Annotated in this window: 12 protein-coding genes; 1 reads left to right on the top strand and 11 read right to left on the bottom strand. The window is 69.4% G+C overall.

Translation table 11 applies throughout. The features are described from left to right. Positions 1-5 precede the first annotated feature (5 nt). Entirely contained in the window at positions 6-1,790 is a 1,785-nt protein-coding gene (locus AB0D12_RS23215) for an enoyl-CoA hydratase-related protein (protein WP_362685976.1), read from the bottom strand. A gap of 230 nt (positions 1,791-2,020) precedes the next feature. Between AB0D12_RS23215 and AB0D12_RS23210 the strand changes: the two genes are divergently transcribed. After that, entirely contained in the window at positions 2,021-2,389 is a 369-nt protein-coding gene (locus AB0D12_RS23210) for a low affinity iron permease family protein (RefSeq protein WP_362685973.1), read from the top strand. Between the two features lie 262 nt (positions 2,390-2,651). On the opposite strand, the gene AB0D12_RS23205 is transcribed toward AB0D12_RS23210, so the two are convergent. The 10 genes from AB0D12_RS23205 to AB0D12_RS23160 form a co-directional block, all read right to left on the bottom strand. After that, positions 2,652-3,161, bottom strand: coding sequence for a hypothetical protein (locus tag AB0D12_RS23205; RefSeq protein ID WP_362685970.1), 510 nt, complete (start codon positions 3,159-3,161; stop codon positions 2,652-2,654). Between the two features lie 447 nt (positions 3,162-3,608). Next, positions 3,609-4,202 carry a sarcosine oxidase subunit gamma family protein gene (locus tag AB0D12_RS23200; protein ID WP_362685967.1) on the bottom strand — a complete coding sequence of 198 codons (594 nt, stop codon included), beginning with the start codon at positions 4,200-4,202 and terminating at the stop codon, positions 3,609-3,611. Then, positions 4,195-7,437 (bottom strand): sarcosine oxidase subunit delta family protein, encoded by a 3,243-nt coding sequence (locus tag AB0D12_RS23195; protein WP_362685964.1) that lies wholly within the window; start codon positions 7,435-7,437, stop codon positions 4,195-4,197. The genes AB0D12_RS23200 and AB0D12_RS23195 overlap by 8 nt, the downstream gene beginning before the upstream one ends. Positions 7,438-7,449: 12 nt before the next feature. Continuing rightward, positions 7,450-8,682 (bottom strand): sarcosine oxidase subunit beta family protein, encoded by a 1,233-nt coding sequence (locus tag AB0D12_RS23190; RefSeq protein WP_362685961.1) that lies wholly within the window; start codon positions 8,680-8,682, stop codon positions 7,450-7,452. Further along, on the bottom strand, positions 8,679-9,956 hold the full coding sequence (glyA, locus tag AB0D12_RS23185) for a serine hydroxymethyltransferase (RefSeq protein WP_362685958.1): 1,278 nt from the start codon (positions 9,954-9,956) through the stop codon (positions 8,679-8,681). The genes AB0D12_RS23190 and glyA overlap by 4 nt, the downstream gene beginning before the upstream one ends. After that, entirely contained in the window at positions 9,953-10,804 is an 852-nt protein-coding gene (locus tag AB0D12_RS23180) for a bifunctional methylenetetrahydrofolate dehydrogenase/methenyltetrahydrofolate cyclohydrolase (RefSeq protein WP_362685955.1), read from the bottom strand. The genes glyA and AB0D12_RS23180 overlap by 4 nt, the downstream gene beginning before the upstream one ends. Positions 10,805-10,831: 27 nt before the next feature. After that, on the bottom strand, positions 10,832-13,270 hold the full coding sequence (locus AB0D12_RS23175) for an FAD-dependent oxidoreductase (protein ID WP_362685952.1): 2,439 nt from the start codon (positions 13,268-13,270) through the stop codon (positions 10,832-10,834). Positions 13,271-13,468: 198 nt separating this feature from the next. Then, positions 13,469-14,467, bottom strand: coding sequence for an ABC transporter substrate-binding protein (locus AB0D12_RS23170; RefSeq protein WP_362685949.1), 999 nt, complete (start codon positions 14,465-14,467; stop codon positions 13,469-13,471). A 46-nt stretch (positions 14,468-14,513) separates the two neighbouring features. Continuing rightward, positions 14,514-16,505: an ABC transporter permease subunit gene (locus AB0D12_RS23165; RefSeq protein WP_362685946.1), complete on the bottom strand. Its 1,992-nt coding sequence runs from the start codon at positions 16,503-16,505 to the stop codon at positions 14,514-14,516. Then, positions 16,505-17,593 carry a glycine betaine/L-proline ABC transporter ATP-binding protein gene (locus tag AB0D12_RS23160; RefSeq protein WP_362685943.1) on the bottom strand — a complete coding sequence of 363 codons (1,089 nt, stop codon included), beginning with the start codon at positions 17,591-17,593 and terminating at the stop codon, positions 16,505-16,507. The genes AB0D12_RS23165 and AB0D12_RS23160 overlap by 1 nt, the downstream gene beginning before the upstream one ends. Between the last annotated feature and the right edge of the window lie 5 nt (positions 17,594-17,598).

Raw genomic sequence — 17,598 nt, 5'->3', positions numbered from 1 at the left:
TCTTGTTAACAGACATCCGGTGCTGAAGCCGAGTTTTCGGCGTCCGGTCCGGTGACACGGGCCTGGGACCGGAGCTGATCCGTCACGCGTGCTGCAGACACCGGAACCTCCAGGTGCGGCGGTGTTTGCAGCGGCTTCTCCTTGCGGACGAACGCGCGACGCAAAGCGTGGTAAGGGGCGGCCGGGTCGGAGAAAGTCCGCCGCATATGGGCCAGCTCCTCCTCCCGGAAGGCAGCGAGCGGCTTGAGACTCTCCTGGTGGTCCCGCTCGGCCTTCTTCGCAGCGATCCGCGGCTGCACCGCGGGGAGGGAAGCGAGGTGCCCGGCGAGCCGGGCGACCTCTGCGGTGAAGTCCTGCGGGGTGCACTCGACCAGCCGCTCGACGAGGCCCAGTCGCTGCGCGGCCGGCCCGCTCACAGGCAGGGCCTGACGCATCAGACGCCCTGCCACCGCCGAACCGACTCGGCGAGGCAGCGTGTACGTCCAGTACTCCGAGCCGTACAGGCCCATCAGCCGGTAGTGCGGATTCAGCACGGTGCCCGATCTGCACCACACCTCGTCCGCTGCCAGTGCGAGCATCGCCCCGCCCGCGGCGGCATGTCCGCCGACGGCAGCGACCACCAGCCGGTCCGTGGTCATCAGGACGGCCTCGACCAGGTCGTCGATGGCGTTGATGTTGGCCCAGGACTCCGCACCGGGGTCTTCGGCCGCCTCGATGACGTTGAGGTGGATGCCGTTGGAGAAGACCCGGCTGCCGCCGAGCACCAGCACCGACGTGGGACGCGAGCAGGCCTCCCGATAGGCCGCCAGCAGACGACGGCACTGGGTGGTGCTCATCGCGCCACCGGCGAACGAGAACGAGAGGAAGCCGACGTTGCGCTCCTCCCGGTAGCTGATGTCGGTCCAGGTACGGCGATGCGCGTCCAGACGCAAGGGCGCGGGGCTCTCCGGCAAGGAGGGCAGCCGGCCGGCAAGCGCCTGAACGGCAGGCAGCTTGAACGTGGGGGGCTGCCCGGGCCTGCGCCGGGCCCGCAGCTCGGGAATCCACACGGCGCCGTCCGTCGTCGCGCGGCAGACAGCTCCGGCTCGTGTGGCCAGAAGTTCGCCTGGATGCCCGCACAGCTCGTCGTCGGGGCGGCCACCGTGCAAGTACCACTCCTCGCCCAGCAGTTCGTCGAGCACTCCGGGCTGCGAGTCCGCGGCCCGCAGCTTGCGGACGATCGCTTCGGTGGACTCCGACGCCCAGTCGATCCGCCGGACGCTCTGATCGAGATACGGCCGGGCTCGGCCGGTTCCTCCACTGCCTCGGCCGGTCTGCGCGCGAGGGGCGTACATCCCGGTGGCGAACCGTTCCACCGCCAGCATCACAGCAGTCACCGCCGCGTCGGACACCTCGCCGCGGTACAGGTCGCTCTTGGCCACCGGCGGCATCGGGCAGGGGGCAGCGGCCCACACGTCACCCGCGTCCATCTCCGCGTTGGCCTGCAGGACAGTCACACCCCAGTGGCCGACGTCCTCGTGAATCGCCCAGTCGAGGGACGAAGGCCCGCGGTCCCCGACGGGGCCGGGGTGGACGACGAGACACGTGTGCGCGGACCACACCTCGCGTGGGATCGCCGTCTTCAGTATCGGCGCGACGACGAGCTGCGGCTCATGACGACGTACGGCATCCGCCAAGGGCTCTCCGTGCAGGGCGAGTTCCACCGCCACGGTGTGACCGAGATCCCTCAGTTCTGCGTGGAGTCGCTGCGTGAGGCTGTTGAACGCAGTGGCGACGAGCAGGATGTGCATGACAGGCCTCCCAGCGTTCAACGTCTCCGGCAGCGTCTCCCCGGCCGCCTGTGATCGTCGAATACACGGAACCGGCCATGACGACGCCGAGCCACGGGGTCACCCAAAAGCGGACATGGCGACGGCCACCTGGCGGTTCGGGCCTTCTCGGCCTTCCCCCATGAAAGGCGCGCGCCGACACCGGTGGTGGCCGGCCTGCATGTCCTCGCGTGGTCGGGTAGGCAAGTCGTATGACTCTTCAGCATCCCGCCGATCGTGGTGGCGACAAGCGCACATGGTTCGCCCGGTTGGCGGAGCACGCCTCGAACTTCACCAGCTCGCCGGCGTTTTTCGGAGTGTGCTTGGCCTTGGTGGCTCTCGTCGTAACCGCCCATGCCATGAAGCTTCCGGACGAGTGGCTGCTGCTCGCCGGAGAATCGATGACCGCCGTCACTCTGCTGCTTCTGGCCCTGCTCAAGAACTCGGAACGGAGAGCCGAGCACGTGATCCAGCGCAAGCTCGACGCCATCGCTGCCGCGCTGCTGGAGATGCAGGAGAAGAAGCCCGGCCAGGCACTCGAAAACCTCAGGAGCGCCATTCGTATGGAAGAGGAAACCTGAGGGACGGACTGGGTACGCCTGCGCACCGGCGACGCCGACGTGAGCCTTCCCTGCACAACGCGCCATCGCCGAAGAGGGGCAGGCGCATCACGCGTCTCCGCCTGCCACCTCACCCGCTCCAGTTGTTGTCCCGGCAGCCGCAGCGGTGTGACCTCACGACCTCATGGTCAGTGGCGGCCAGGGATGTCGCCCGGCGAGCACCACCGCCCGGTGCTCGCCGAATGCCTCTTCCCCGATACGCAACAGGCCCGTTGACTGCCGGTCAGGACTCCTCGAAGTAAGCGTCCAGGACAGCGTCGAGTTCCGCTGCCCACTCCTTGAGAAGGCTCCTGGCCGGGGCCTCGACCTCGGCGTCGAACCAACGGCGCATCGTCAAGTGGACCGTGACGGTGAATCGACGCCCGAATCGGGCGGACTTCACCTCGACGGCGCCGATCTCGTCCCACCGGAACTCGGCCTCCTCATCGTCCAGCCGGAACCGGACCCCGTCGCGGTCCGCCCTGACCGAACCGCGGCGGTCTCTGACCTCGAAGACGGGGCCGCTCACTTCCTCCCCCGTCTCGCTGACGGCACCCTCCTCGTCGGGGGCGGGTACCTCCTCACGGACGGCCTCGTCAGACCTTCGCTCCTCGGTCTGGTCCGGGACTGACTCTTCTGCCTCCTCCACCTCTCCCGTCCCGGCAGAGCGGGGGGCCGTGAGGCCAGGGATGTACGCCGGGTCTGTCCCGACGGCGTACTCGAGCGGAATGTTTGGATCTACGCGCTGCTCCACGACGGGCAGTATGGTCGACGAACCTGTGGGCAACCAGTGAACCCTGAGACGAGGGTGCACTACTGGCTTCGGCCATGACCGAACCGGCGGCCTTTGCTTCGCGGTACAACTCTCACGACCGGTGCAGGAACAGGAAGAGGTCCAGCTCGTCGCCGCCGCGGAGGGCAGCGGGTCAGCGCCTCGGTTCGCGACGCCGCGACGCCGGTTCTCCCGGGCGGCAGCGAGGTCGACCATACGGCGGGAGCCGTCCGCGGTCGGCCTGGAGAGCCGGATCCGGCCGACCGGAGCACCAACGACCTCGATGATCTCCAGCCGACCGGACGGATACCGCTGCAGCCATTCGCGCTCACGTGCGTCGAACTGCCGGCAGAGCATGAACTCCCGCTCGCGCTCCGCGACGCATGCAGCCGAGGCCACGGCCTTTCCGGCTGCAAGCAAGCAGCTCCGTCAGACGCACTCCGATGCGGCGTCCAGCAGCCAGTCCGCCAGGTAGCCGGCGAAGGACGAACGGACCAGCAACCAGAACCCGGCCCGGGGTTCGTCCCGTGCGACCAGCACGACCTGCGCGCGGGCCAGGGTGGTCTGGGCGCAGCGTCCGGGGCCGAAAGCACGTGGGTGTAGGTCCAGCGGGCAGCCGTGGGCCAGCAGGTCGCGGGCGCGGGGGCCCGTGACGAGCAGGGTGGTGCGCTGGGCTGAGACGTCGGTGACCGATGCCGGTTCGTCGCCGGCAGCCGCCCTGATCTGGTCCTCCAGGCCCGACTGGCTGCCGGGCGGCCCGACGACGAGCCATTCGTCGGGGCCGAGCCAGATGGCGGCGCGGTCAGCGGCGTGTACGACGGTGTCGGGTTCGATGGGCAGTTGGAGACCCAGAGCAAGCCCGACGGCGTCAGCAGCCTGGCCCTTGGGGTCGAGCCGGACGTTGACCTGGGCCAGGAAGGGCAGTTCGGCCAGGCGGACGGCTCCTCCGGAGGCGCGGGTGGCCGCGGTGAGGCGCCCGGCGGCATGCGCCAAGGGGCTGTGGCGGGTTGCGGTGTCAGCCATCGCGGCGGGCTCCCTCGGGGTCGTAGAGGACGGGGCTTGCGACGGTCACCGGGACCAGACGGTCGCCCACGGGCGCGTACAACCGCTCGCCGATGCGCTCCCGGCCGCCCTTGATCAGGGCGAGTGCGAAGGTCCGGCCGAGCGCCGCGCTGTGGTAGCTGGAGGTGACATGGCCGAGCATCGGCACCGGCGGCTCGGGAAGCACGCTGTCGGCGACCAGCTGGGTGCCCTCGGGGAGGAAGGAGTCCGGGTCCTCGGGGAGCAGGCCGACGAGGTGCTTGCGGTCGCCCCGTACGGTGTCGGCGCGTGCGTGGGAGCGCTTGCCGACGAAATCGGGCTTCTTCTTGGACACCGCCCAGCTCATGCCGAGGTCCTGCGGGGTGACCGTGCCGTCGGTGTCCTGCCCGATGATCGGATAGCCCTTCTCGGCGCGCAGCACGTGCATGGTCTCGGTTCCGTACGGGGTGATTCCGAACGGGCTCCCGGCCGCGTACAGCGCCTCCCACAGCGCGCGGGCGTCCCACGGCGACACATTGATCTCGTAGGCCAGTTCGCCGGAGAAGCTGATCCGGCAGATGCGGGCCGGGATTTCGGCGACGGTCGTGTCGCGCCACGCCATGAAGGGGAAGTCGTCGTTCGCGACGGCCAGTTCGGGGGCGAGGCCGGCCAGCAGCTCGCGGGAGCGGGGACCGACGAGGGCGACGGTGGCCCACTGCTCGGTGACGGAGGTGCAGTGGACGCGTAGTTCGGGCCACTCGGTCTGCAGCCATTCCTCCATCCAGTCCAGGACGGCGGCCGCATTGCCCGTCGTGGTGGTGACGAGGAAGCGGTCCGCGGCGAGGCGGATGACGGTGCCGTCGTCGAAGACCATGCCGTCGAGGCGGCACATGACGCCGTAGCGGATCATGCCGACTTTGAGGGTGCTCATCATGTTGGTGTAGAGCCGGTCGAGAAGAACGGCGGCGTCCGGCCCCTGCACGTCGATCTTGCCGAGGGTGGAGGCGTCCATGAAGGCGACGCCCTCGCGGGCAGCGCGGCACTCACGGAGCACGGCGGCCTTCATGTCCTCGCCTTCCTGGGGGTAGTACCGGGGCCGCTTCCACTGACCGACGTTCTCGAAGAGCGCGCCATGCTCGACGTGCCAGTCGTGCAGGGCGGTCACGCGCACAGGGTCATGGAGCGCGCCGCGGTCGCGGCCCGCGAGGGTGGCGAAGGAGACGGGGGTGTAGGGAGGGCGGAACGTTGTCGTGCCGAGGGCGGAGATGTTCACGCCCAGGAGCTGGGCGACGGTGCCGCTGGCGAGGACGCCGGACGTCTTGCCCTGGTCGTTGGCGGTACCGGCGGTGGTGTAGCGCTTGGTGTGCTCGACCGAGCGCATACCGGCGCCCGTCGCGCGGGCCAGGTCGTCGACGGTGACATCACGCTGAAGGTCGACGAAGCAGGGCGCGCCGGCGGCGCCGGGGACGACGAAGACCTGCATGGACGGGGACTGCGGTTCGCCGGCCGCAACCGGGAGCTCGGGGGCACCGACCCCATAGCCCTCGGCGTCGATCGCGCGGGCGCCCGCCGCAGAGCCCTGAGCGAGAACGCCGGGCAGATCGAAGACGCCGGCAACGGAGCCCGCGGCCTCGACCGCCTGAGGGCATGAGTCGGGGACGAAGGTGCCGAGCGTCTCGTCGTACCGCAGCTTTCCGCCCGCCTGGCTGAACAGATGCGCGACGGGGTTCCACCCACCGGAGACCAGCAGCAGGTCGGCAGCGAACTCGCGCCCCGCCGACTCTCCGTACGGAGCGACGGTGACCGCCGAAAGCCGCTGCTCGCCCTCGGTTCCGACCACGGCGTGTCCGGCCAGCACCTCGATCCCGGCGTCCTGGGCGCGGCGCGCCCACTCCCCCGGTTCGGGTCGGGTGTCTGCGACCGCCGCGATGTCCACGCCCGCCGCCGCCAGGTCGAGCGCGGCCGCGTAGGCGCTGTCGTTGGTGGTGAAGACGACGGCGCGACGGCCCGGCAGGACGCCGTAGCGGTTGGCGTACGTACGGGCTGAACCCGCCAGCATCACGCCGGGCCGGTCGTTGTCGGCGAAGGCCAGCGAGCGCTCGTGGGCTCCGGTGGCCAGGACGACGCGGCGGGCGCGGATGCGCCAGACACGCTCGCGGGAGACATGCTCGGGGGCTTCGCCGCCGAGGTGGTTGGTGCGGCGTTCGACGGCGAGGACGTGATTGTCGTCGTAGTAGCCGAAGACGGTGGTGCGGCGCAGCACACGAACCTCGGGCTCGGCACCGAGCCGCGCGCCCATCTCGGCTGCCCAGTCCAGGAGTTGGCCTGTTCCGAGGAGACTGCCGCCCAGCTCGGGCTGGTCGTCGGCGAGGATGACCCGCGCCCCGCTGCCTGCGGCGGCAGCCGCGGCCGCGAGTCCGGCCGGTCCCGCGCCGACGACGAGCAGGTCGCAGTGGGCGTGGACGGCGTCGTAGCGCGCGGGATCGGGCTCTGTGGCAAGCCGTCCCTGCCCGGGGAGGCTGCTGGCGACGAGCCCGTCGTACAGCTCCACGGCCGTCGCGGGCAGCATGGGCTCGGGGAACGGCTCCTCGATCTGGACGACCGCGTTGGGCTCCTCGACGCCGGCGGAGAAGATGCCGCGCGGGCGGCCGAGCTTGATGCTGGTGCCGGCCTGGATGATCCCGTTGGCGAGAAGCGCGGAGGCGAGGGTGTCGCCGCGGAAGCCTTCGTATGTCGTCCCGTCGAAGGCGAACGTGAGCGGTTCGTCCCGGGCTACGCGACCGCCCGTGGTGAGGCGGAGGGGCTGAGTGACCGTGCCTGCGGCCTCGGGTGCCTGAGGTTTCGTCGCCGGGTGGGCGCCGGTGGCCAGGGAGTTCTCCCCCGCCCCGCCCCTTCCCGTAACCGGGGCTCCGCCCCGGGCCCCGCTCCTCAAACGCCGGAGGGGCTCACATTCCGCCGGACGGGCTGGATTCGGCTTCGGATCGCCCGTCCTGTACACCGCCAGGATCTCGTTCGTCGCCGTATTACGCACGGCGTTGAACCAGCGACGGCATCCGGCCGCATGGCTCCAGCGCTCCGCGAACGGACCCCTGGGGTTGTCGCGGAAGAAGACGTAGCGGGCCCACTCCTGGTCGGTCAGGGCGGCGGGGTCCTCGGGATAGGGCACGTGCGCCTGGCCGCCGTAGTGGAATTCGGCCTCGTCGCGGGGCCCGCACCAGGGGCATGGGATGAGCAGCATCGATTCGGCTCCCTAGTGGGCCACCGCGGCCGCGCCGTGCTCGTCGACGAGCGCGCCGGTGGTGAATCGGTCGAGCGAGAAGGGGGCGTTGAGGTGGTGGGGGGTGTCGTGGGCGATGGTGTGGGCGTAGACCCAGCCGACGCCCGGGGTGGCTTTGAAACCGCCGGTTCCCCAGCCGCAGTTGAGGTAGAGGTTGTCGACCGGGCTGAGCCCGACGATCGGCGAGGCGTCGGGGCTGACGTCGACGATGCCGCCCCAGGTACGCAGTACATGGGCACGGGCGAAGACCGGGAAGAGTTCCAGGGCGGCGGACATCTGATGCTCGATGATGTGGAAGGCGCCGCGCTGGGTGTAGGCGTTGTACGCGTCGATGCCCGCTCCCATCACCAGCTCGCCCTTGTGTGCCTGGCTGACGTACACATGCACCGCATTGGACATCACGACCGTGGGGTGCACCGGCTCAAGGAGCTCGGAGACCAGCGCCTGCAGCGGGTGACTCTGCAGCGGCAGCTCGAAGCCCGCCATGGCTGCCAGTACAGAGGTGTGACCGGCCGAGCAGAGCGCCACCTTGCCTGCGGCGATCGGGCCGAGCGTGGTCTGCACGCCGACGACCCGCCCGCCCTCGATGTCGATGCCGGTGACTTCGCAGTTCTGGATGATGTCGATGCCCGCGGCATCGGCGGAGCGCGCCAGCCCCCAGGCGACGTGATCGTGCTTGGCGATACCGGCCCGCGGCTGGTAGGTGCCGCCCATCACCGGATACCGCACGTCGGGTGAGATGTTGACGATGGGGCAGACGTCCTTGACCTGCTGGGGGTCCAGCCATTCGGCGTCGACGCCGTTGAGCCGGTTGGCCTCGACCCGGCGCACGCTGTCGCGGACGTCCTGCAGGCTGTGGGCGAGGTTCAGCACACCGCGCTGGGAGAAGAGGATCGGGTAGTCGAGTTCGTCGGCCAGCCCCTCCCACAGCTTGAGGGCATGCTCGTAGATTCCGGCGCTCTCGTCCCACAGATAGTTGGAACGGATGATGGTGGTGTTGCGGGCCATGTTGCCGCCTGCGAGCCAGCCCTTCTCCAGCACGGCCACATTGGTGATGCCGTGGTTCTTCGCCAGGTAGTGGGCGGTCGCGAGACCGTGTCCGCCGCCGCCCACGATCACCACGTCGTACGACCGCTTCGGCTCGGGCGTGCGCCACAGCCAGTCGGGGTGCTCGGGGAGGTCGGCGCCCGGGGTGCGGGGGCTCATCGGGCGTCTCCTGAAAGGTGCGCGTACAGCGGGTGCTTGGCGGCCAGCGCCTGTGTACGGGCGCGGAGCGCGGCGACATCGGGCGCGGGCTGGAGGGCGAGCGCGATCACATCGGCGACCTCGGTGAAGTCCTCTTCGGTGAAGCCGCGGGTGGCCAGAGCGGGGGTGCCGATACGCAGCCCTGAGGTGACCATGGGCGGACGTGGGTCGAAGGGCACGGCGTTGCGGTTGACGGTGATGCCGATGTGGTGGAGCAGGTCTTCCGCCTGCTTCCCGTCCAGTTCCGACTCCCTGAGGTCCACCAGGACCAGATGGACATCGGTGCCGCTGGTGAGGACGCTGACTCCGGCCGCGGTCGCGTCCGGCTGCGTGAGCCGTTCGGCGAGGATGCGGGCGCCGGCCAGGGTGCGGGCCTGCCGCTCGGCGAACTCCGGCGACGCGGCGACCTTGAACGACACCGCCTTCGCTGCGATGACGTGCTCCAGCGGGCCGCCCTGCATTCCGGGAAACACCGCCGAGTTGATCTTCTTGGCGATGTCGGCCTCATTGGTGAGGATGACGCCGCCGCGCGGGCCGCCGAGTGTCTTGTGGGTGGTCGTGGTGGTGACATGGGCGTGCGGTACGGGACTGGGGTGCAGGCCGGCGGCCACGAGGCCCGCGAAGTGGGCCATGTCGACCATCAGATAGGCGCTCACCTCGTCGGCGATCCGCCGGAAGGCCTCGAAGTCCAGTTGTCGGGGATACGCCGACCAGCCCGCGATGATCATCTTGGGGCTGTGCTCCTTGGCGAGCCGCTCCACCTCGTCCATGTCGACCAGGTTGTCGGTCTCGTCCACGTGGTAGGGCACTACATTGAGCATCTTGCCGCTGTAGTTGATGCGCATGCCGTGGGTGAGGTGACCGCCGTGCGCGAGGTCGAGGCCGAGGATGGTGTCACCTGGCTTCAGCAGGGCGAAGTAGACGGCGGTGTTCGCCTGCGCGCCCGAGTGCGGCTGCACATTGGCGAATCCGGCGCCGAAGAGAGACTTGATCCGCTCGATGGCCAGCCGCTCGGTCACGTCAACGTGTTCACAGCCGCCGTAGTAGCGGCGACCCGGGTAGCCCTCGGCGTACTTGTTCGTCAGGACCGAACCCTGGGCCTCCATGACCGCCGAGGGGGCGAAGTTCTCCGACGCGATCATTTCGAGGGTGGACTGCTGGCGGTCCAGCTCCGCGGAGACGGCGGCGTGGACCTCCGGGTCCAGCTCGGCGAGCGGCGCGTTCAGCGTGTTCATGCGGCGTTCCTCTCGGCAGCCTCAACGACATTGGCGAGCAGCATCGCCCGCGTCATGGGTCCTACGCCGCCGGGCATGGGCGCGACCCAGCCGGCGACCGTGGCGGCATCGGGGTGCACGTCCCCGATCAGCCCTTCGTCGGTGCGGGTGATACCGACGTCGAGGACGACGGCACCGGGCCGAAGCATCTCGGGGGTGATCAGTCCGGGCGATCCGGCGGCCGCGATGACGATGTCCGCCTCGCGTACGTGCCAGGCGAGACCCTTGGTCCCGGTGTGGCACAGGGTCACGGTGGCGTTCTCGGACCTGCGGGTGAGCAGCAGCCCGATCGGCCGTCCGACCGTGATGCCTCGCCCGATGACGCACACCCGCGCTCCGGCGAGGGGGACGTCGTGGCGACGCAGCAGTTCCACGATGCCGCGCGGGGTGCAGGGCAGCGGGGCCTCGATGCCGAGAGCGAGGCGTCCGAGGCTGACGGGGTGCAGGCCGTCGGCGTCCTTGGCCGGGTCCATGCGCTCCAGTACCGCGTTGGCGTCCAGGCCCCGCGGCAGCGGCAGTTGGACGATGTAGCCGGTGCAGGCGGGGTCGGCGTTGAGCTCGTCGATGACGGCCTCCACCTGCTCCTGCGTCGCGTCGGCGGGCAGTTCGCGCCGGATGGAGGCGATCCCGGCCTGTTCGCAGTCGCGGTGCTTACCGGCGACGTACGCGTGACTGCCGGGGTCGTCGCCGACCAGTACGGTGCCGAGGCCCGGCGTGATTCCCCGCGCGGCCAGCTTGGCGACGCGCGCGGCGAGTTCGGTGCGGATCGCAGCCGCGGTACGGCGTCCGTCGAGGACCTTTGCGCTCACGGTGCTCCTCTTCTTACGGATGGGGGCTCAGCCACGCAGGCGGGACATGGAGGGGTCGAACAGCGGCTCGTCGGCGACGACCGCTTCGACGCGCTGGTCGAAGTAGCCGATGTGCAGGGTGCGGCCGGTCGTGGCGAGCTCGGCGGGCAGCCACGCATAGGCGATGCCCTTGCCGATCGTGTAGCCGTACGCGGCGCTGGTGACATGGCCGACGGGGCGGTCGCCGTCGTACACCGGCTCCTTCCCCATGACCACGGCCTGTGGGTCGTCGATGGTCAGACAGGTCAGGCGGCGCCGCACATCGGCCTTGCGCCGCTCCAGCGCGGCCTTGCCGATGAAGTCGTCCTTGTCGAGCTTGACGGCGAAGCCGACGCCCGCCTCGTAGGGGTCGTGCTCATAGGTCATGTCGGTGCCGAAGGAGCGGTAGCCCTTCTCCAGACGCAGACTGTTGAAGGCGCCACGGCCGGCGGCGATGCCGCCGAGGGGCTGGGCGGCCTGCCACAGGGTGTCCCAGAGTTTCTGGCCCATGTCGGCGGTGGTGTACAGCTCCCAGCCGCGTTCGCCGACGTACGACAGGCGCATCGCGGTGACGGGGACGGAACCGATGTGGGCGCGCTTGGCGCGGAAGTACTTCAGACCGTCGTTGGAGAAGTCCGAGTCGGCGAGCGGCTGGAGCACCTCGCGGGCCAGCGGGCCCCACAGGCCGACGCAGCAGGTGCCGGCGGTGATGTCGCGTACCTGGACCGACCCGTCCGCCGGCAGGTGCCGGCCAAACCAGTCGAGGTCCAGGTTGCCGTTGGCGCCGACCTGGAAGTGGTCGCGGCCGAGACGGGCGACGGTGATGTCGCTGCGGATACGGCCGTCTCCGTCGAGGAGCAGGGTGTACGTCACCGAGCCGACCGACTTGTCGACGTTGCCGGTGGACAGCCGCTGGAGGAACGCGGCAGCGCCGCGACCGGTGACTTCCAGGCGCTTGAGCGCGGTCATGTCGTACATCGCGACGGTCTCGCGCGTGGTCTGGGCCTCTGCGCCGACGATGGGCGACCAGTAGCGCGCTGCCCAGTCGTTGGGAGTGGGGATGGAACGCCCGGCTGCCAGATGCTCGTTCGCTTCGTACCACTGGGGCCGCTCCCAGCCGGTGGCCTCCAGGAAGACGGCGCCGAGTTCCTGCTGGCGGGCGTAGAAGGGGCTGGTGCGCAGGGGGCGCGGCGCGCCGGCCGGCTGGAGGGGGTGGAGGATGTCGTAGACCTCGACGAAGTTCTGGCAGTCGCGGGCCAGCACGTACTCCGGGGAGAGCTGATGCGGCTCGAAGCGGTTGACGTCGCACTCGTGCAGATCGAAGGACGAGCAGTGGCCCTCCACAAGCCATTCCGCCACCGCGCGGGCCACGCCGGCCGAGTGGGTGACCCACACGGCCTCGGCGACCCAGAAGCCCTTGACGTCAGGTGATTCGCCCAGCAGCGGCAGGCCGTCGGTGGTGAAGGAGAAGAGACCGTTGATGCCCTCTTCGATCTTGGCGTCGCGGGTCGCGGGCAGCAGTGCCTGTGTCTCGGCCCAGGCGTCGGCGAAGTCGTCCTCGGTGAACTTCATGACCGAGGGCATCTGCTCCGCCTCGTCCACCGAGGCGATGTCCTCCGGGTCGACCGGCATGGGCCGGTGGCCGTAGTAGCCGATGCCGATGCGGTCGAAGCGGTCGCGGTAGTACAGATCCGCGTCCTGGTGGCGCAGGATCGGCCGGACGGCCTCCACGGCCTGGCCTTCCAGTGCGGGAACGGGGCCGGTCCAGGCGAGCTGGTGGGCGAGCGGGGTGAGGGGCAGGTTCATGCCGACCATGCGGGCGATCTTCGGGCCCCAGATCCCCGCACAGCACACGACGATGTCGGCGGGGATCTCGCCCTGGTCGGTGACGACGGCGCTGACCTCACCCTCGCTGTGTACGACGTCGAGGACTTCGTGGCGGGCGAGGAAGCGTACGCCGCGCTCGGTGGCCCGCCGGATCTGGGCCTCGACGGCGAGCACCGCCTTGGCCAGGCCGTCGGTGGGGACCAGGAGGCCGCCGAGGACACGCCCGGGGTCCACCAGCGGGTGCAGTTCGATGCACTCCTCGGGGCTCAGCAGCCGGGACTCGATGCCCCAGGCGGTGACCCAGCCGTGGCGGCGGTGCAGCTCGATCAGGCGTTCCGGGGTGGTGGCCACCTCGAGTCCGCCCACCTGCAGGAAGCAAGGCTCTCCGTCGACGTCGAGGCTGCAGAACTTCTCGACGGTGTAGCGGGCGAGCTCGGTCATGGTCTTCGAGGAGTTCGTCTGGAAGACCAGCCCCGGCGCATGGGACGACGACCCGCCGGTGGCGGGGAGGGGCCCCTGGTCGACGACCGTGATGTCGGTCCAGCCCGCGAAGGACAGTTCGTCCGCGAGCGCCGCTCCCACGACGCCCGCTCCGATGATGACCACTCGGGGTCCCGCCATCGCCGCACCTCCGCCTTTGAGCAGTTAAGTTGCTGTCAGCGCAACATGCTTCAGGTTGCGCAACTCACGATGCCGGTCGCCGAGGGTGGGTGTCAAGGGGCCTTCACGGCCGTAACCGGGGCAAAAAAACAGCCGTGCCCGGCGGGCTGTCACGGCAGCCCGCCGGGCACGGTCAACGCTCCCGGCCCCTCCTGTGGATCAGCTCTTCTTGAGCCAGAAATCAACCTTGTCGCGGTTGGCGTCCACCCACTTCTTGGCCGCCGCATCCGGCGTCATCTTGTCCTCGGCGATGTACTTGGCCACGAGGTTCTGGTCCGAGTTGGTCCAGGTGAAGTTCTTGACGAGGTCATAGGCAGGACTGCCCGAGTCGGCGAACTTCTTGCTGACGATCTTGTCCAGCTCGTATTCGGGGTAGTCGCAGGCAACCTTCTCCGCGTCGGCGTCGCAGCCGTCCTTGTACGCCGGCAGATTCACCTTCGCCAGCTCGACCTCCGACATGAACCACTGCGGTGCGTAGAAGTATCCGATCACCCAGGACTTCTTGGCCTCGGCCTGCCTGAACGCCTGGATGAGCGCCGCCTCGCTGCCACCGTAGACGACCTTGTAATCCAGCTTGAGATTCTTCACCAGTGCGGCGTCGTTCGTGACGAACGACGGATCGCCGTCGAGGAACTGGCCCTTGGCACCCGACTCCGACGTCTTGAAATTGGCGGCGTATTTATTGAGGTTCTTCCAGTTGGTGATGTCCGGGTGCTCCTTGGCCAGCCACGGCGGCACGAACCAGCCGATGACGCCCGTGTTGCCGGTCGCGCCGGCCTCCACGGCGGTCTTCTGGTCGGTGATGTACTTCTTCTTCAGGTCGTCGTGGCCCCAGTTCTCGACGACGGCGTCCACCTCGCCGGTGCCGAAGCCCTGCCAGGCGACCTCTTCCTTGAGGTCCTTCTTGGTCACCTGACACTTGAGGTCATTCTCGGCGACATACGCGATGACCGCCGCGTTGGCCTCGTAACCGACCCAGGGGTTGACCGCGAGGTTGAACGTGCCGCACTTGCCGGCGCCCCCCGCCTTGTCCGATCCCGACTCGCCGACCTTGGCGCCGCCGCAGGCGGTGAGCGCGGCGAGGCTCAGCGCCGCCAGCCCGGCCACCGCGGCCCGCCGTCTCGCGGGCCGCGACTGCCCAATGAAGTTTCCGATCATTACTGCCTCCTGTGCTTCTTCCTGTGGCCGCTGAGTTGTGGCCGGCCTAGCGGGCGCCGGGCGCCCTTGTTGTGCGCCGTGCCGCTGCCTGGGTTATCCGGTCGAACATGACCCCGAGCAGAACGATGGCCAGGCCCGCTGCCAGGCCCTTGCCGTACAACTGGCCCTGGGAGAAACCGGCTACGACGTCGTAGCCCAGGGCGCCCGCACCGACCAGACCGCCCACGACCACCATGGACAGGACGTAGATCAGTCCCTGGTTGGTCGCAAGTGTCAGGGCGCTGCGTGACATGGGGAGCTGGACCTTGGTGATGATCTGCCAGGTGCTGGAGCCGGCTGCCGTGGCGGCCTCCACCGTGGTCTGTGGCACCGCTCGCACACCGTCCGCGATGATCTTGATTGTCACGGGAGCCGCGAAGACGACCGCGGCGATGATCGCCGTGAAGCGCGTCGCACCGAACAGCGCCAGGAACGGCACCAGATACACGAAGGAGGGCATGGTCTGGCCCGCGTCGAGGCTGGGCCTGATCAGCCGGTCGACCAGCGGACTGCGGCCCATCCAGACACCGACCGCGACGCCGAGCAGCATCACGATCAGAGTCGCCACCGCCGTGGAGGCCAGGGTCGTCATGCTGTCCGACCACACCCCGGTCCCGACGAGCAGTGCCACACAGACCGCCGCCGTGATACCCGCGCGCCACCCGCCGAGCACTGCGCCGACGGCGACGAGGACGAGGCCGACCAGCCACCAGGGGGACTCGGTGAGCAGTGTCTCGAAGGGGTTGAGCAGCGCCGTGGTGATCAGGTCCCTGGTTCCGTTGGTCAGTCCGCCGAAGGTGTCCTGCGTCCAGAGGGTGACCGAGTCCGCCGTGCGCGCGATCGCGCCGCCGACTCCGGCGTCGCCGGGGAACTGGGCTGCCCACACATAGGTGTGGGACAGCCACACGCACACGGCGGCCGCCGCGCCACCGGCCAGCAGGAGGGGTCGGCGCCACTTCGTGAAGCGGCCGGCGCGGCGCTTCCTCGCGGCCTCCACACGGTCACCCGCCGCGGTCGTGACCCGGTCCAGCACGATCGCCATGACGACGATCGCGAGGCCGGCGTTGAAGGCGACGCCGACGTCCAGGGTCTGCAGCGCCTTGACGACCGTCTTGCCCAGCCCGGGCGCGTCGATCAGGGCGGCGATGGTGACCATGGACAGCGCGGCCATGATGGTCTGGTTCACGCCCATCACGACGGTCCGCTTGGACATGGGCAGCAGCACCTTGGTGAGCGTCTGCCGCCGGGTGGATCCCAGCGACTCTGCGGCCTCGACCGTGGTGGCGGGCACCGAGCGGATGGCGTGCGCGGTGATGCGTATGGCGGGCGGCGCCGCGTAGATGAGCGTGGCGATCGTCGCGGATGCCGGGCCGATGAGGAAGAACAGCGTCAGCGGAGCCAGGTAGACGAAGGTCGGCATCGTCTGCATGAAGTCCAGGAACGGCGTGATGGCGCGGTTCACCCGGTCGGAGAGCCCGGCCCAGATGCCGAGCGGGATGCCGATGAGCAGGGAGACGAAGACCGCCGACAGTGTCAGGGCCAGCGTGTCCATGCTCTCCTGCCACAGTCCCTGCAGCCCGAGGAAGACGAACCCGGCCACCGCCAGGGCCGCGACGCGTATGTTCCCGAACGCCCAGGAGACATATCCGGCGAGGCCGACGACGCCCAGCCAGCCGATGACGGGGACCGGGCGCCCACCCTGCGGCTGGGAGATCAGCGACTGGATGAAGGTGACGAGATTGTCGATGACCAGCCGGATCTCGTTGAAGAAGTAGAGGAAGAGCGGGTTGCTGTTGCGGTTCGCCCCGATGCTGTCGTTGACCGAGTTGAACCAGCGGTGCAGGTCCGTCAGGTCGGCCGCCGCCAGCGCCAGGGTCTCCCGCCCGCGCAGGGCGGCGAACAGCACCAGCCAGGCGAGCAGGATCGCGGCCACCACGACGCGGCGGCTGACTCGGCGCGCGGCCCGGACCGGGGCGGCCGCGTCGGCGGCGACAGCCATCACGCGCCGCCTTCCTGTCCGGCGACGACCGCGAGGATCTCCTCGTCGCCGACGATGCCCAGCAGCTTGCCGTCCTGGACGACCTTGACCGGCCTGTCGGCGGCGAGCACCGCCCGCGTCGCCTCGCGCACCACGACGTCCGGGCCCAGCTCCGGGCCGTCGAGGGCGTCGCCGGGCTCGGGGGCGCGCATGATCCAGCGCAGGGTCAGGACTTCGGCGCGGGACACGTCCTTGACGAACTCGCGGACATAGTCGTCGGCGGGCGCGCCGACCAGTTCGTCACCTGTGCCGCACTGGACCATCTTGCCGTCGCGCATGATGAGAATGCGATCTCCGAGCTTGAGCGCCTCGGACAGGTCGTGGGTGATGAAGACCATGGTCTTGCCGACCTCGTGGTGCAGGCGGATGACCTCGTTCTGCATGTCGCGGCGGATCAGCGGGTCGAGCGCGGAGAACGGCTCGTCGAAGAACAGCACGTCCGGATCGCCGGCAAGCGCACGGGCGAGACCGACGCGCTGCTGCATGCCGCCGGAGAGCTGGTCGGGGTAGGAGTTCTCGTATCCGGCCAGGCCAACCAGTTCGACGACCTCCATGGCCCGCTTGACGCGCTCTGCCTTGCCCATGCCACGTATCTCCAGGCCGTACGAGACATTGTCGACGACCCTGCGGTGCGGCAGCAGCCCGAAGTGCTGGAAGACCATGGAGAACTTGCGGCGTCGTAGCTCGCGCAGCCGTTTGGCGTCCGCGCCACGGATGTCCTCACCCTCGAAGTTCACTTCGCCCGCGGTGGGTTCGATCAGCCGGGTGAGACATCGCACCAGCGTGGACTTGCCGGAACCGGACAGGCCCATCACGACGAAGACCTCGCCGGGCGACACGTCGAAGTTCACATCCCGTACGGCGGCGGTGCATCCCGTGCGGTCCATGAGCTCGCGGCGCGTGAGCCCGCACAGCTCCTCGGAATCCGGCACCTGGCCGGCCTTGGGCCCGAACACCTTCCACAGCCCGCGCACGGAGATGACCGGGGGCCTGTCCTGGTCCTGGGACGTGCCGCGCCGCTGCGGCAGTTCAGTCTCTGTTGGGGTCACGGTCG

Source organism: Streptomyces sp. NPDC048479 (assembly GCF_040651435.1).
Lineage (GTDB): Bacteria > Actinomycetota > Actinomycetes > Streptomycetales > Streptomycetaceae > Streptomyces.
This window is presented reverse-complemented; position numbering and strand designations above follow the sequence as displayed.

Coding starts and splice junctions, on each gene's coding strand:
- AB0D12_RS23215 (WP_362685976.1), bottom strand. CDS start 1,790: ATGCACATCCTGCTCGTCGCCACTGCGTTCAACAGCCTCACGCAGCGA.
- AB0D12_RS23210 (WP_362685973.1), top strand. CDS start 2,021: ATGACTCTTCAGCATCCCGCCGATCGTGGTGGCGACAAGCGCACATGG.
- AB0D12_RS23200 (WP_362685967.1), bottom strand. CDS start 4,202: ATGGCTGACACCGCAACCCGCCACAGCCCCTTGGCGCATGCCGCCGGG.
- AB0D12_RS23195 (WP_362685964.1), bottom strand. CDS start 7,437: ATGCTGCTCATCCCATGCCCCTGGTGCGGGCCCCGCGACGAGGCCGAA.
- AB0D12_RS23190 (WP_362685961.1), bottom strand. CDS start 8,682: ATGAGCCCCCGCACCCCGGGCGCCGACCTCCCCGAGCACCCCGACTGG.
- glyA (WP_362685958.1), bottom strand. CDS start 9,956: ATGAACACGCTGAACGCGCCGCTCGCCGAGCTGGACCCGGAGGTCCAC.
- AB0D12_RS23175 (WP_362685952.1), bottom strand. CDS start 13,270: ATGGCGGGACCCCGAGTGGTCATCATCGGAGCGGGCGTCGTGGGAGCG.
- AB0D12_RS23170 (WP_362685949.1), bottom strand. CDS start 14,467: ATGATCGGAAACTTCATTGGGCAGTCGCGGCCCGCGAGACGGCGGGCC.
- AB0D12_RS23165 (WP_362685946.1), bottom strand. CDS start 16,505: ATGGCTGTCGCCGCCGACGCGGCCGCCCCGGTCCGGGCCGCGCGCCGA.